Raw genomic sequence first — 14392 nt, forward strand, 5'->3', positions numbered from 1 at the left:
GGGCAGCGCATCCCTGCCGCTGCTTTAAAACTGTAACGCCGCCTGGCTCCAGCCAAGGCGGCGTTTTTGTTTTGCGCGCAGACTGTACGTTGCCCGTTGCTTGAACAGTTCACGTCACTTCCAGGGCTCGCTGCACGCCGATTGCCCATTTGCGACCCATGTCGCAAATTTAATCTTGTCGTAGCGGCGTAGCCATTGACAGACATGGTTTTTCCTGATGTCGCTATGCTATTCGCGACATCCTGTTCGCGCCGTGGCTGTGTGAGGTTCCCTTGAACGCCGTAAAGCATCCGATCAAGCGATCGTTTGTATTCTTCCTTATTCCCGATTTCACCATGATCGCTTTTGCAACCGCGCTCGACCCGCTGCGCTCGGCCAATCGCATGCTCGGCTACGAGGCCTATCGCTGGCGCCTCGCCAGCATCGACGGCAAGCCGGTGCGCGCCTCGAACGGGGTCGAATGCGCGGTCAACACCTCGCTCGAGGACGAGCGCAAGAAGATGGCAGGCCCCGACCGGCCGAACATGGCCATCGTCTGCAGCGGCATCAATGTCGAGCGCTATCAGAACAAGTCCGCCTTCGCCTGGCTGCGCGAGGAATACAATCGCGGCGTCGCCGTCGGCGGCCTGTGCACCGGCGCGCATATCCTCGCCGCCGCCGGGCTTCTGTCCAACAAGCGCTGCGCCATCCACTGGGAGAACCTGCCGGGCTTTTCCGAAGCGTTCCCGAAGGCCAACGTCTTTGCCGACCTCTTCGAGATCGACCAGAACATCTACACCTGCGCCGGTGGCACCGCCGCACTCGACATGATGCTGAAGCTGATCGGCGACGACTTTGACGAGAACCTCGTCAACCGCGTCTGCGAGCAGGTGCTGACCGACCGCGTGCGCAGCCCAACCGACCGCCAGCGCCTGCCACTTCGCGCCCGCCTCGGCGTCCAGAACTCGAAAGTGCTGACCATCATCGAACTGATGGAGGGCAATCTGTCGGAGCCGCTGTCACTGATCGAGATCGCCGACCATGTCGACCTGTCGCGCCGCCAGATCGAACGGCTGTTCCGCACCGAGATGGGCCGCTCCCCCGCCCGCTATTATCTGGAAATCCGGCTCGACCGCGCCCGACATCTGCTGATCCAGTCGTCGATGCCGGTGGTCGAGGTGGCGGTCGCCTGCGGCTTCGTCTCGGCCTCGCATTTCTCCAAATGCTACCGAGAACTCTACGCCCGCTCGCCGCAACAGGAGCGCGTCGACCGCAAGCAGCTGCTGGCGGCCTGATCCGATATCCCTTAGAGAATTGTCATGACATTGTCTGGCAAAATGTGATATCCTTATGTCGAAAGGTGTCACATGACCACGAGAACGACTCGATCCGAAAAACTGGACTTGCGTCTTACCGTCGAAGCAAAGCGGACGCTCGCGACCGCAGCCGCCGTTGAACGCCGTTCGCTGAGTGATTTTGTCCTTGAAAGTGCACTTGGGCGCGCCGAGGAAACACTGGCGGACCGACACAGCTTCTCCCTCGACGCAGAAAAATGGGCTGCGTTCATGGCGGCGCTGGATGCCCCCACGCGAGATCTTCCGCGCCTGAAGCGCCTGCTGAGTGAACCGAGCATCTTTTCCGGCCGCGATCCAGCGTGAGCCGGTTTCGTATCGAGAAACTGGCTCGCACGCATCTGGTGGATGTGTTCGATTGCGGCGAACTGCCGCTCAACAGGTTTCTCGCCAGGTACGCACTTCAAAACCAGCAAGCAAATGCTTCGCAAACCTATATTGGTCTCTCCGGCGAAGATGTGGTCGGCTTCTATACGCTCGTGGTTGGTGAAGTCGCCTATGATGGTGCGCCCGAGCGGTTGACGAAAGGCCTTGCGCGCCATCCGGTTCCGATAATGCTGCTGGCGCGTCTCGCGGTCAGCCTGAACTGGCAGGGCAAAGGCGTTGGCGGCGGAATGCTGCGCGATGCCATCCTGCGCAGCCTGCAGGCGGCTGACATTGCAGGCATCCGCGCGGTGACCGTACATGCCAAGGATCACAACGCCCGCGCCTTTTACGAGCGTTATGGTTTCATTCAATCCCCAACCGACCCGCTACACCTCTATGTGCTTGTAAAGGATTTACGGAACCTTTGAGGCACACGTAATCGGTCTGCGCTCCGCCGCCTGAACCTCAGTAGTCGTCGCAGGTGCATTCCGCCGAGGAGATACGGTCGTTCCAGTCACTGCCGCCCAAATTGCGGATCCTGCGCGTGATCTCGATCGAGCGGCCGCCCATCCGAGAATCCTCATAGGCCACGAGCGTGCAGCCGCGGCGAACGATCACCGACGACACACGGTCATTCCAAAACTGGCCGCCACGAAAATTTACGGAATCCTCGGCACCCATGCCGATGGACCGCCCGCGAAAATTCCCGTTCTCGAACATGATGCAGGCAGCCTGGTTGTATTGGGCGCTGGCGACGTCGGCATAAAGCACAGACGCGACTGCGGTCAGGATGGCAAGACGTCTCATCGGTGTTTCCTCGGTTTGGCCGCGCTCCTGGCTGGATCACGCGGCCCGCCCAGTTTGCCACTGCTTCGGTAGCGGAGGCAAGCCTGGAGCGTAAGCCCGAACAGGTAGGCAGCGGGGCAAGAATGGGAGCCGGTTCGGCCAAAGATCACGCTCAACGGAGAAGAGCTTTAGCGGCTGTCGAACATCCAACTGCGGTTTCGCCACATTTTCTCACCGACCAGACAGTCGGTGGTGGACCTCTCCTGCGCTAATATCACCGGCGGATGCGCGGCTTCTTCCGCCGCCCATTGCGGCGAGGCCGGACCGGCGAGTTCCAGCACCAGCTTGCGGCGAATGGCTTCGGGAAACTGCGTCCAGTCATTGACCGGGATCATGAAGGCTCCGGGACCACCAATGACGCAGTCGCTGTAGTAGCGATCGAGATTGCTGACGTCGTAGGCGCCGGAAAAACCGCCTCGCGTCATCAGCGGCAGGCCATTGATGACGATGCCTTGCTTGATCAGCCCGTCGCGGGTCAGATTGACCGGCGCACCCTGGTTGTTGGGGCCGTCGCCCGAAATGTCGATGACCCGCTTCGTGCCCCGGTAGCCGCTTTCGGCGAACAGGTCGTTGCCGAACTCCAGCGCTCCGGAGATCGAGGTGCGCCGCGCGCTATTGGGCGGCTGCGCCGACAACTGCGCGACCACGCGCTCGGCGTCGGTGCGGCTGGCGATCACCGTCCACGGCACGATGACGCGCTGCCAGGTGGTGCCGGCCCATTCGACGTAGGTAACGGCGATCTTGCCATAGGCCCCATCGGCAATGGCTTGCAGCACATTGTCGTGCGTCAGCGCCGCTGCGTAGCCATGACGCTGGATCTCGAGCTCTTCCGGTGACATCGACAGCGATACATCGACGGCCAGCACCAGCTCGACATCGACGGGCTCGTCAGCAAGGGACGCCGGCGCCAACCAAAGCGTCAGCGCGAACGCGGCACAGCCCGAAAGCAAATGTCTAGCACAGGCAAAAGCAGACATTCCGCAAGGGTAAGCGAAAACCGTCGGCTTAAAAAGAGAAAAGCCCGGCCGATGGCCAGGCTTTTGCCTTCATGCCCTTTGCGCCTGCCTGCAATCAACTGCGCGGCTTCAAATTCTCCGGATCGTAGAGCGGCTTGTAGCCGACAGCAGCCACTTCGACCGGATAGGTCTCGCCGAAATACTCGATCGTGAGCTTGCGGCCTTCTTGGGCGTACGCCCACGGCAGATAGGCAAGACCGATATTCTTGCCAATGGTCGGACCATAGGCCATCGAGGTGGTGAAAGACCGCCGGCCGAGTTCGTCTACCAGCGTTTCGCCGGTCTTCGGGTCCATCACCGGCATCGTGCCGACCGGATAGCGGGCCACGCCCTTTGCATCGACATTCTCGGTCATCACCAGCGTGCACAGCATGGCCGGCTGGTGCTCGCGAGCGCGGTATTCGACATGCTTGGCCTTGCCGCAGAAATCGTTCTCCTTGACCTTTGGACGAGCGAGGTCCGCTTCGAGCAGATTGTACTCGGTCAAAAGGTCGGCGTTCTGCAGGCGCAGACTCTTCTCCATGCGGCGCGTGTTGGCATAGGTCTCAACGCCGAAGGGCATCACGCCGGTCGAGCGCAAGGCGTCCCAGACGGCCAGGCCGTCCTCGTAGCGTATATGCAGCTCCCAGCCCTGCTCGCCGACATAGGAGATGCGGAAAGCGGTGACATCCTTGCCGCCGATCCGGACCGGCTTGATTGCCGCGAATGGGAAGTTCTCAACAGAGAGCCCGTCCGGATTTTCGACCACCTTCTGCAAGGTCGCCCGGGCGTTCGGCCCCCAGATGCCGATAGTGACGTATTTCTCGGTCACGTCGGTGATAGTAACGTCGAAGCCTTTGTCCTGTGCCGTGCGGCGCATGTACTGGAAGTCGCGCGGACCGGCGTCCGCGCCGTCGATCAAACGACAGCGGTCAGCCATGCGGATGACGGTAAAGTCGGCCCGCACCATGCCTTCCTCGTCGAGGAAGTGGGTGTAGATGCCCTTGCCGATGTTGTTGTCGCCGCCGATCTTGGCCGCGCACAGCCATTCCAGCAGCGCGACATGGTCGGGACCTTCGATGTCATACATGGCGAAATGCGACAGGTTGACGATGCCGCAATCCTCGCTCATCGCGAGATGTTCGGCATTGGAGACGCGCCAGAAATGGCGGTTGTCCCACTCATTCTCGCGCACCGGCACGCGGTTGCCGTATTTCTCCAAAAGGTGCTCGTTGGCGGCATAGCCGTGGGCGCGCTCCCAGCCGCCGAGCTCCATGAAATAACCGCCAAGTTCCTTCTCGCGCTCCCAGAACGGCGAGCGCCTGATATTGCGGGCCTTGGAGAACGGCTCGCGCGGATGCACCGCCGGATTGTAGACCTTCATCGCGGTCTCGGTGCAGCGATCCCAGATGAATTGCTCCTTGGTCTGGTGCGGATAGAACCGTGCATAGTCGATGGCATGGTGATCGATCGCGGTGCGGCCGTCGGTCATCCAGTCGGCGATCAGCTTGCCCATGCCGGGACCGTCCTTGACCCAGATGGCGACGGCATACCAAAGGCCCCGCACCTTCTGGCTTTCGCCCATGGACGGGCCGCCATCAGCCGTCACCTGGAGAAGCCCGTTGAAGGAATGGCTCTCGTTATAGCCGAGTTCGCCGAGGATCGGCGTCAGTTCCATGGCGCGTTCGAGCGGTGCCAGGATCTGCTCCATGTCTAGGTCGCGCTGTGAGGGCGAAAGCCGCGCCTGATCCTTCTCAAGCAGGTCGCGCGGATGGCAAAGGCGCGGATTGGTCTCTTCGTAGTAACCCCACTCGATCTGCCCGCCCTCGGCGGTCTTGGGATCGCCGGTGTCGCGCATATAGGCCGAATTGCCCTGGTCGCGCAGCAGCGGCCAGCCGATCTCCTTGCCCGTGCCGGCGAACTCGTTGTAGGGGCCGAAGAAGGTCAGCGGATGGTCGATCGGCATGACCGGCAGGTCTTCGCCCACCATTTCCGCAATCAGCCGGCCCCAGATCCCGGCGCAGACGACGACATAGTCGGCCTCAATGGTGCCGCGGTCCGTCACCACGCCTGATATGCGGCCGTCCTTGACGACAAGCGACCGAGCCGACGTGTTGGCGAAGGATTTGAGCTTGCCGGACGCTTCCGCCTGATCGACCAGCTTGCCGGCGACCGTCTGCGAGCGCGGGATGACCAGACCGGCATCGGGATCCCAAAGGCCACCCTGGACAATCGCTTCTTCGATGAGTGGAAATTTCTCCTTGATCTCGGCCGGCTCGATCAGGCGGGCGCGCGTGCCAAACGCCTTGGCCGAGGCGATCTTGCGCTTGATCTCCTCCATGCGGCCGTCGTCGCCGACGCGCGCGACCTCAAGGCCGCCGATGCGCGCGTAGTGGCCCATCTTCTCGTAGAAATCGATGGAGTAGAGCGTCGTCCAGCACGACAGGAAATCGTGGCTGGTCGTGTAGCAGAAGTCGGAGGCGTGCGCCGTCGAGCCGATGTCGGTCGGGATGCCCGATTTGTCGATGCCGACAATGTCATCCCAGCCGCGTTCGATCAGGTGATGGGCGATCGATGCGCCGACGATACCGCCCAGGCCGACGATGACGACCTTCGCCTTTTTCGGAAACTCTGCCATTGCCCGCGACTCCAAAGTGATAAAGCGTGCGGACTATAAGGCGGAGCAGCAGCACGATTGAAGCCTGTTTGCGACATTGGCAAAAAGCCGAGCGACCAGACGGCAGAATGCTTCCTGTCGGGCGCCTTGGACGGTTCGCTTTTCGAGGTGGACGCTAACTCAAGCAAACGCCCAGACGTCTTCGGCCTGGAAGCCGACCTGATAACCTGCTGTCTTCAGCTTGACCACAACCTGGCCGATCTCGGCAGCCGGCAGCGCGCCGACCTCGACCTTGATCATGCCGGGACGGTAGCGCTTGAGGTCGAGCTGTTCGAAGACGATCCAGTCGGCGCCCTCGCAATCGACGAGAAAGGCGTCGATATGGGTGATGCCGTTGCGGTCGAGCAGCGTCTGCAAGGTCTCGGATGGCACCTCGATGTCCCTGAGATGCGGCGCGAACTTGTTGAAGTTGGTGTCGGCCTCGCCCCAGGCATTCTTGCCCGACATCAGATTGGTGTCGGTGACCGACGAGCAGCCGATGAACTCGATCGGCAGCGCGCCGGCCTCGAGTGCGGCGGCATCGAAAGTGTGGACGGTGATCGTGCCCTTTGTCTTCGTCACCGCCACCGGCTCGATGATGAACCGGCTGGTGTCGGGGTAGTTGGCGCGCAGTCGTTTCTGATTGTACGGGATCGGCTCGACCAGCATCGCGCGTGCGCCAGCTATGCGGTGCAGCCACGGCGTCACATCGTCGAACAGCGCACCGTCGCAGGCACCGACATTGACCATCTGGAACGGTCGCCCTGCCCCACCAAATCGCGCCTTCAGCGCCGCCCTGGCCAGGAACTTCGTGCCGCGCAGCGACGGCCCGCGATCGAGAACACCACTTGGAAGACCAAGCGACAGGGCAACGCGCGCCAGGCTGGATAGCGAACTCATGGCTTGTCTCCGGGAATGATTGGCAAGGGCGCGCGATTCTGGCCACGAGCCGCGGCTGCCCACAGCGCCATGAACGGCGTCGCCAGCAGCAGGAATGGCGGGATCAGATGCGGGAAATAGATGCGCGTGTCGTGGATCGGAAAGACGGTGAACTTCGCCAGCGCGCCGAGCACCAGTGCCGCAAACAGAATGCCGGCGCGGCGGTCGAGGCGGAAGCCGGCGCGGGCGGCGGCAAACCAGCCGGCCAGTGCCAGCACCGACACGCCGGCCCAGCTGTTCAGGCTGACGGCGCGCAGCAGCGAGGCGGCAAACGCCCTGAGATAGGCGGTGACCGAGAATGGCGGTTCGAACCCGTCCATATTGTAATGCTGCTCAATGCTGGAGAACCACAAATGCGGCCACCAGCCTGGATGATGCGCCCAGTGCGAAATGGCGAAATAGGCGACGAAGGAAGCGGCGAAGCCGGCCAGCGCGCCCCACGCCTTCTGCCGGAACGCAACCAGCAGCACGGCAAAAACAGAAAGGAAAACAATAATGTCCGGGCGCACCATGAAGGCGAGGAAGAGCAGGATCGCGGTCGCCACCTCGCGGCCGCGGACATAGGCGTAAAGTCCACCCAGCAACAGCGTCGACGTGAGCAGATCCGGCGTCGAGGCGCGCGCCGCATCGCCGAAATCGGCCATGATCAGCACCGCGCCGACCACAGGCGCCAAGGCCAGTGCCCCCTCGGAGCGCAGCCACATCAGGGCGATCGCGCCGAACAGCAGAACCGAGAACACTGAGACCAGGCGCATCGCCTCGACCGGCGACATCACCGCGCTCATCGTCGACAGTATCTCGGCATAGAGGAACTTGATCCGGTACATGCCAAGCAGGGAATGGAAGTCGGCCGCATTCTGCGCCATGTGGCTGCGGAAGCCGCCGCCATCGTCGGTCAGCGCCTTATAGTCGCCTGCGGACACGCCTGATTTGACAGTGCTGTAGGCATAGTCATGCAGCGCCTGGGCATCGGGATAGGTGCTTTCCTCCGATATAGCGAGATAGGGCAGCATGTCCCAGTTGGCGTCTGGCATCACCCAGGCGGTGAACGCTGTAAAAAGAATGTAAAGCGCGAAAGCCGCCGCGCCGATCGGTGCTGCCAGCCGCGCATAAGTCCCCTCGCCCCACGTCAGAACGGGCTCGGTGAGCCGGTCGACTGGGTTTTGTGGAGCGGGCGACTTGGTCAGCATCGTTGTATCCAGCGAGCGCTTAACGGACCTGGCTTTTGACGAAATCCTTCACGATTCCCACGATGCCGCGCGACAGCAGGCTGTCGAAGGCATCGACGAAGCGGTCGACATGCTCGCGCTGGCAGATCAGCGGCGGCTCGAGCCGGATGACGTTGCGGTTGTATTCGGTGAAGGCGACCAGCACATCGTAGTCGCGCAGCAGCAGCGCCCCGATGAAGCCCGACAGCGAACCCTTCAGCTTGTCGTCGAGCACGCTGACGATCGGCCGCAGCACCATCGGCAAGGTCTGCGAGAAGTCGTGGAACTCCAGGCCGATCATAAAACCCTTGCCGCGCACCTCCTTGATGATCTTCGGGTACTTTTCCCTGAGCGCCTGCAGGCGCTGCAGCAAATAGTCGCCGGTGACGGCGGCATTGTCGATCAGCCCCTCGTCGTAGAGCACGTTGAGCCCCTCGATCGAGGTGACGCAGGCCTCGCCCATGCCGCCGAAGGTCGCCATGGCATGGATCATCGCCGTTTTCGGCGTGCCATAGGCCTTCATATAAACCTCGCGCCGCGCGATCATCGCGCCGACCGCGGCCTTGCCCGCGCCAAGCGATTTGGCCAGCGCCGTCACATCGGGAATGACGCCGTAATGCTCGAAAGCATAGAAGCGGCCTGACCGGCCATAGCCGCACTGCACTTCGTCGGCGACCCACAACACGCCATACTGGTCGCACAGTGCGCGCAGCTTCTGCCAATATTCGGCCGGCGCCTGAATGATGCCGCCACCGCCCTGGATGGTTTCAAGCACGATGACCCCGACCTCCGGATCGGAGCGGAACAGGCGCTCGACCGCCTCGATGTCGGCAAACGGGATGCGGACCGTGTTTTCGGCCACCTTGAAGTCCGCGCGGTAAAGCTGCCCGTCGGTGATGCCCAGCACGCCTTTGGTCTTGCCGTGGAAGGAATTCTCGGCATAGACGATCTTCGGCCGCTTCGGACCGGCCGCGCGCTCGGCGAGCTTCACCGCCGCTTCCATCGCTTCCGAACCGGACGAGCCCAAAAATACCATGTCGAGATCGCCGGGCGAGCATTTGGCGATGTTGTGCGCAAGCGCTGCCGCATATTGCGACATGAAGGCGATGGCGATTTCCTGGCGCTTCTCTTCCTGGAATTTCTTGCGTGCTTCCAGGATGCGCGGATGATTGTGGCCAAAGGCCAGCGAACCGAAGCCGCCGAAGAAGTCGAGGATCTTGCGGCCGTTCTGGTCGATGTAGAACATACCTTCGGCACGCTCGATCTTGATCTTGTGGAAGCCGAGCAGCTTCATGAAGTGCAGCTGGCCGGGGTTGAGATGCGCCTTGAACAGGTCGGTCATGCGGGCAACGTCCATCGCCTTGGCCTGCTCGACGCTGATCAAATCGGGCTTGGCGATGGTGGCGGGCGACAGCGACGGCGCGCTGACCATGGTGCGCAAATTGGTCTGTTCGGGCTTGGCCATGACGGTCATTTCAATCTCCTGTCTGCACGCACGACCAGGATCGAGCGCAACGAAAGCTGTTTTGCGAGCCGCTATTCGGCGGGCACATGTTTGGTGGCGACGGCGTGACCGGCTTTCTTTGCGCGGTACTCGCTGTAGGCGGCGATCAGCATGTCCTCGTCGCGATATTGCGGCACCCAGCCGAGCTGACGCCCGGCCTTGGACACGTCGAGCACGCAGTCCTCGTCGGCGATCAGATACTGTTCCGGGTCCATGATCGGCATGTTCAAGAGGTCGAGCAGGTCCAGCGTGCGCTTGACCGCCCAGCCCGGTGTCGGGATCAGGATCGATTTCGAGCCGGCATGCCTGATCAGATCGCCGAGCAATTTCTTGACCGGCGGCGGGTTGAGCGAACCCAGATTATAGGCCTCATTAGGCACACCGGCCTTCCAGGCCGCGCGCGCGGCCTCGGCACAGTCGAACACCGAGATGAACTGATAGGGGTTCCTGCCCGAACCGATCATCGGCACCGGAAAATTCCAGTCGATCAGCTTGAACAGTTTCTCCAGAATGCCGAGCCGGCCGGGGCCGATGATCAGTCGCGGGCGAAACAGCGAGATCGACATGCCGCGCTTGCGCCATTCGGCGGCAAGCTCCTCTGTCTTCTGCTTCGACCAGCCATATTCGCCCAGCGGCGCCACCGGGTGCTCCTCGGTCATCGGCTGCGTGACCGTGTGGCCGTAGATCATGTCGGTCGTGTAGTGGACGAGTTTTGACGCACCGGCTCTGTCCATGGCCTGCATGATGTGCTCGGTCCCATGAAAATTCACCGGGAAGAAGAAATCGTGCCGCTTGGCGCGCACCTGGATCGGCGACAGCATCTTGGCCGACAGATTATAGACCATGTCGTCGGCCTTCAGCCCAACCGCCGCGACCGATGCAGGATCGGTGACGTCGCACTGGACAAAGCGGACAGTGCGGTAATGCGGCAGGTCGCTTTTGACGATATCGGCGACGACGACCTCTTCACCATCGGCCACAAGTTTCGGGGCGAGATGGCGGCCGACGAAACCGTCGCCGCCGAAAATCACATGTCTCATCGAACAGTCTCGTTTGCTTGGATCTTGTCAGGCGTGATGGAAGCCGTCTGGTCTTCATGCCCTCGCTCGCCCAAATCCCGGCCACTTTGGGCGATCAGCACCGTGCCGACGCAGATGAAGGCGATGCCGGCGATGCGCCAGCCATTGAGGTCCTCGCGGAAGACGAAATAAGCGAAGATGGCGACGGCAACATAGGCGAGGCTGAGGAACGGATAGGCGAAGGAGAGCTCGACCTTGGACAGCACATAGAGATGCGATGCCATCGAGATGACGAAGGTACACAGGCCAAGGAACACCCAGGGGCTGAAAACGATCTGCAGCAACTTGACGAGCGGATTGACGCCCTCGAACGAGATCGGCCCGAGCGACATCATGCCTTGCTTCAGCATCAGCTGCGCGGCGGCATTGGTCATGACTGTAAAGAGAATGAAGACGATGTATTTCATGTGTTCCAAGCCACCCCTTCACGCTTGCTATTACAAACCCGCAAACATTTGGTGAAGTCCCAACAATATTTTGAGTAAATCGCGTTATTAAGCATCAATTAACCAGGAATTATTCGAGTTTTATCTATTCGGCCGCCTCGACCGAGCCTCGTCGCGCATCCAACCTCTTCGCGGTGCGCGCCCAGAAGTCAGACATGAAGGCGTGGTCGCGGAGCGCTTCCAGCCGCTGCCATTCGGGAAAGGACGAGGCGAATATCTCGGCGGCCATGCGGGCGTCCTTGTATGGATTGACCGCGCCGCCGGCCTCGACCGTGATGCGGTCGAGTTCCCGCAGCAATGTCAGTGTCGCGGCACCCCTGTTGGGGAAATCCAGCGTCAGCGTGTAGCCAGGGCGCGGGAACGACAGCAGTGCCGGCGAGCGGATGGAGCCAAAGCGCTTCAGCACGGTGAGGAACGAGCCCTGCCCTGCTTGCCTTGCAGCCGCCAGCAATGCCGGCACGGCCTCGCGCGCCGTCTCTTCCGGCACCACGCTCTGGTGCTGGAAAAGCCCTTTCGGCCCATAAAGCCGGTTCCAGTCGCGCACGCCGTCGAGCGGGAAGAAGAAGCCCTGATATCCGGCCTGGCGCGGCACCGTTGCCCGGCTCTTCCTCCACCTGTAGGCAGCGTTGAAGGCGGTCAGGAACGGCCGGTTGAGCACATTGAATGGCGGCTGGACCGGCACCGAGAAATTGCCACCGGCGCGCGAGGCGGCATGCGAGCCGTGCTCGGCGTGATTACCAGTGAACAGCAGGCCGCGACCGCTGTTGCGGCCATCGGCCAACTGGTCGATCCAGGCGACCGCATATTCATTGGCTTGATCGGCCGCCTCGGCCAAACCGAAGAATTCGTAGAGATCGCGAAACGGGGTCGCCTTTTCGACGATGTCGAGCGAATGCACCCGCATCAGCCGGATCGAGGCCGACAGGATGAGGCCGGTCAGCCCCATGCCGCCGATCGTTGCCGCAAACAGCCGCGCATTGTCCGATGCCGAGCAGCGGTGGGTCTTTCCGTCGGACCTGAGCAGCGTGAAGCTCTCGACATGGCAGCCGAATGTCCCGCGCCGATGATGGTTCTTGCCATGCACGTCGTTTGCGATGGCGCCACCCAGCGTGACGAATTGGGTGCCGGGCACAACCGCCGGGAAGAAGCCGTGTGGGGCAGCGTGGGCGATGATGTCGGACAACAGCACGCCGGCATCCGCCTCGAGAACACCGGTTTCGGCGTTGAAGGCACGAATCCGGTTCAGCGAGCGCATGTCGACGACCGCGCCGGCCGCGTTCTGGCAGGAATCGCCGTAGGAGCGGCCATTGCCATAGGCAAGCAGTGACGCTGGCTTGGCCTGACCGCCCTTCAGCAGCGAGATAGCCTCGTCGGCACCGATGGCGCGCGGCGCCGGCGGCGTAGCAAGGCCAAAGCTCGGGAACCGCTCAGTGGCCATGCCTACCAGCCCCCGATGACCAGCATCACTGCACCGATCAGCACAACGATCTGGCTGCGCCAGTCGCGGATGATGAAGACGACCGGATCGTCATGCATCTCGTTGCGGCGCGCCAGGATCCAGACGCGCATGGTGAGATAAAGCACGATCGGTGCCAGCGGCCAGATCAGCCATGGATGCGGATAGAGCTCGCGCACCGCGACACTGTCCATGTAGAGCGCCAGCACCAGCGCCGAGGAGAAGGCCGAAGCCATGCCGGCCTGGGCGACGATCTCCTGGTCTTCGGTGCGATAGCCGCGGCCGGCAATGCGCTCGCCAGGCGGAATGGCGGTGGTGCGCAGTTCGACGAAGCGCTTCACCAGCGCCAGCGACAGGAAGAAGAAGATAGAGAAGGCCAGTAGCCAGAACGAGACGTCGACGCCGGTCGCCGCCGCACCGGCCAGGACGCGGATCGTGTAGAGGCCGGCGAGTGTCAGCACATCGACCAGCAGCATGCGCTTGAACGACAGCGAATAGGCCGTCGTGACGACCATATAGCCGCCGAGCACAGCCATGAATTCGGGCGACAGGAACAGCCCGGTGCCGATGCCGATCGCCAGAAGCACCGCGATTGCGCCAAGTCCGAACGGGATCGACAGCGCACCGCTGGCGAACGGCCTGTTGCGCTTGGTGAGGTGTTTGCGATCGAGCGCGAGGTCGAAGAAATCGTTGAGGATATAGATGGCCGACGCCACCGCACTGAACGAGACGAATGCCAGCAGGCATTGCCAGATCATGTCGGTGTTGAAATATTCATGCGAGAGCACCATCGGCACTGCGATCAGCGAATTCTTCAGCCACTGATGGACACGCAGCATCTTGACGATGGTCCGCAAAGTCGGCTTCGGCGCCGGCATCGTCTCGGCGCCATGCGCTGCCTGCCAGCGCGCGGCATGGCGGTCGGGCGCGACGACGATGGCGTTGCGCGCTGCATCGAAGACCTGGAGATCGTGACGGCTGTTGCCGGCATAGTCGAAACCGCCATCGCCATAGGCTGCGATCAGCGAAGCGCGCTTCCTGCCCGAGGTGAGATTGGCGAGACCATCGGTGGCCAGCACCTGGTCGAAAATGCCGAGATGGGCCGCGATGGCGTCGGCGAACTTGCGCGGCGTACCGGTTGCCAGCACGATCTTGCGGCCCTCGGCGTGTTCGGTCCGGAGGCGGCAAAGCAGCACTTCGCGATAGGGCAGCGATGCCGGATCGATGTCGATGCGTTGCGCGATTGCCTGCTTCAGCCGCGCCGGCCCGCCGGCGATCCAGAACGGTACCAGGAAGATATAGAGCGGGTTCTTCTTGAGAAGGATGAACAGCCCTTCCCACAACAGATCGGTCGCGATCAGCGTGCCGTCGAGATCGACCGCAAGCGGTATTGCGTTCCTGTCCGACCGCGCATCCATGTCCGTTCTGCCCTGCCCGCGTAGAGTTGCGCGCCGCTTTCCGGCGTCTTGAGGCTGGTATAGCGGGCGATGGCGTAGCGAACGTTAAAACGCCCGGTTGCAGACGGCTGCCGTGACGGTATTTCCGGCGTCATTGTTAAGCAACTGC

General features: G+C 62.0%; 13 protein-coding genes. 3 read left to right on the forward strand and 10 right to left on the reverse strand.

Going from position 1 to position 14392, the window contains the following annotated elements; all coding sequences use genetic code 11:
• Positions 1-335 precede the first annotated feature (335 nt).
• The 3 genes from AC0L24_RS17500 (at position 336) to AC0L24_RS17510 (ending at position 2125) form a co-directional block, all read left to right on the forward strand.
• Complete coding sequence (locus tag AC0L24_RS17500) at positions 336-1274, forward strand: GlxA family transcriptional regulator (RefSeq protein ID WP_348625597.1); 939 nt, start codon at positions 336-338, stop codon at positions 1272-1274.
• Between the two features lie 72 nt (positions 1275-1346).
• The gene (locus AC0L24_RS17505) at positions 1347-1637 is read left to right on the forward strand and encodes a type II toxin-antitoxin system TacA family antitoxin (RefSeq protein WP_027034749.1); all 291 of its coding nucleotides are present in this window, start codon (positions 1347-1349) and stop codon (positions 1635-1637) included.
• Positions 1634-2125, forward strand: coding sequence for a GNAT family N-acetyltransferase (locus AC0L24_RS17510; RefSeq protein ID WP_127317913.1), 492 nt, complete (start codon positions 1634-1636; stop codon positions 2123-2125). The genes AC0L24_RS17505 and AC0L24_RS17510 overlap by 4 nt, the downstream gene beginning before the upstream one ends.
• Before the next feature lie 37 nt (positions 2126-2162).
• On the opposite strand, the gene AC0L24_RS17515 is transcribed toward AC0L24_RS17510, so the two are convergent.
• The 10 genes from AC0L24_RS17515 to AC0L24_RS17560 form a co-directional block, all read right to left on the reverse strand.
• The gene (locus tag AC0L24_RS17515) at positions 2163-2504 is read right to left on the reverse strand and encodes a peptidase inhibitor family I36 protein (protein ID WP_023812325.1); all 342 of its coding nucleotides are present in this window, start codon (positions 2502-2504) and stop codon (positions 2163-2165) included.
• A 167-nt stretch (positions 2505-2671) separates the two neighbouring features.
• Entirely contained in the window at positions 2672-3520 is an 849-nt protein-coding gene (locus AC0L24_RS17520) for a DUF1194 domain-containing protein (protein WP_127810162.1), read from the reverse strand.
• Positions 3521-3614: 94 nt separating this feature from the next.
• A complete protein-coding gene (locus AC0L24_RS17525) occupies positions 3615-6176 on the reverse strand; it encodes a GcvT family protein (protein WP_473564007.1) in 2562 nt (853 codons plus the stop codon).
• Between the two features lie 159 nt (positions 6177-6335).
• Entirely contained in the window at positions 6336-7094 is a 759-nt protein-coding gene (locus AC0L24_RS17530; RefSeq protein ID WP_127330317.1) for an FkbM family methyltransferase, read from the reverse strand.
• Positions 7091-8323 carry a hypothetical protein gene (locus tag AC0L24_RS17535; RefSeq protein ID WP_473564008.1) on the reverse strand — a complete coding sequence of 411 codons (1233 nt, stop codon included), beginning with the start codon at positions 8321-8323 and terminating at the stop codon, positions 7091-7093. The genes AC0L24_RS17530 and AC0L24_RS17535 overlap by 4 nt, the downstream gene beginning before the upstream one ends.
• Positions 8324-8342: 19 nt before the next feature.
• Entirely contained in the window at positions 8343-9773 is a 1431-nt protein-coding gene (locus tag AC0L24_RS17540) for an aspartate aminotransferase family protein (protein WP_236383382.1), read from the reverse strand.
• Between the two features lie 104 nt (positions 9774-9877).
• Positions 9878-10885, reverse strand: coding sequence for an NAD-dependent epimerase/dehydratase family protein (locus AC0L24_RS17545; RefSeq protein ID WP_127810159.1), 1008 nt, complete (start codon positions 10883-10885; stop codon positions 9878-9880).
• Positions 10882-11331 carry an EamA family transporter gene (locus AC0L24_RS17550; RefSeq protein ID WP_127397099.1) on the reverse strand — a complete coding sequence of 150 codons (450 nt, stop codon included), beginning with the start codon at positions 11329-11331 and terminating at the stop codon, positions 10882-10884. Before AC0L24_RS17550 ends, AC0L24_RS17545 begins: the two co-directional genes overlap by 4 nt.
• 124 nt (positions 11332-11455) lie before the next feature.
• Complete coding sequence (locus AC0L24_RS17555; RefSeq protein ID WP_127810158.1) at positions 11456-12808, reverse strand: FAD-binding oxidoreductase; 1353 nt, start codon at positions 12806-12808, stop codon at positions 11456-11458.
• Positions 12809-12810: 2 nt separating this feature from the next.
• The gene (locus AC0L24_RS17560; protein ID WP_127330329.1) at positions 12811-14244 is read right to left on the reverse strand and encodes a UbiA family prenyltransferase; all 1434 of its coding nucleotides are present in this window, start codon (positions 14242-14244) and stop codon (positions 12811-12813) included.
• Positions 14245-14392: the final 148 nt, after the last annotated feature.

The sequence above is a fragment of the Mesorhizobium sp. WSM4809 genome (genome assembly GCF_055811655.1).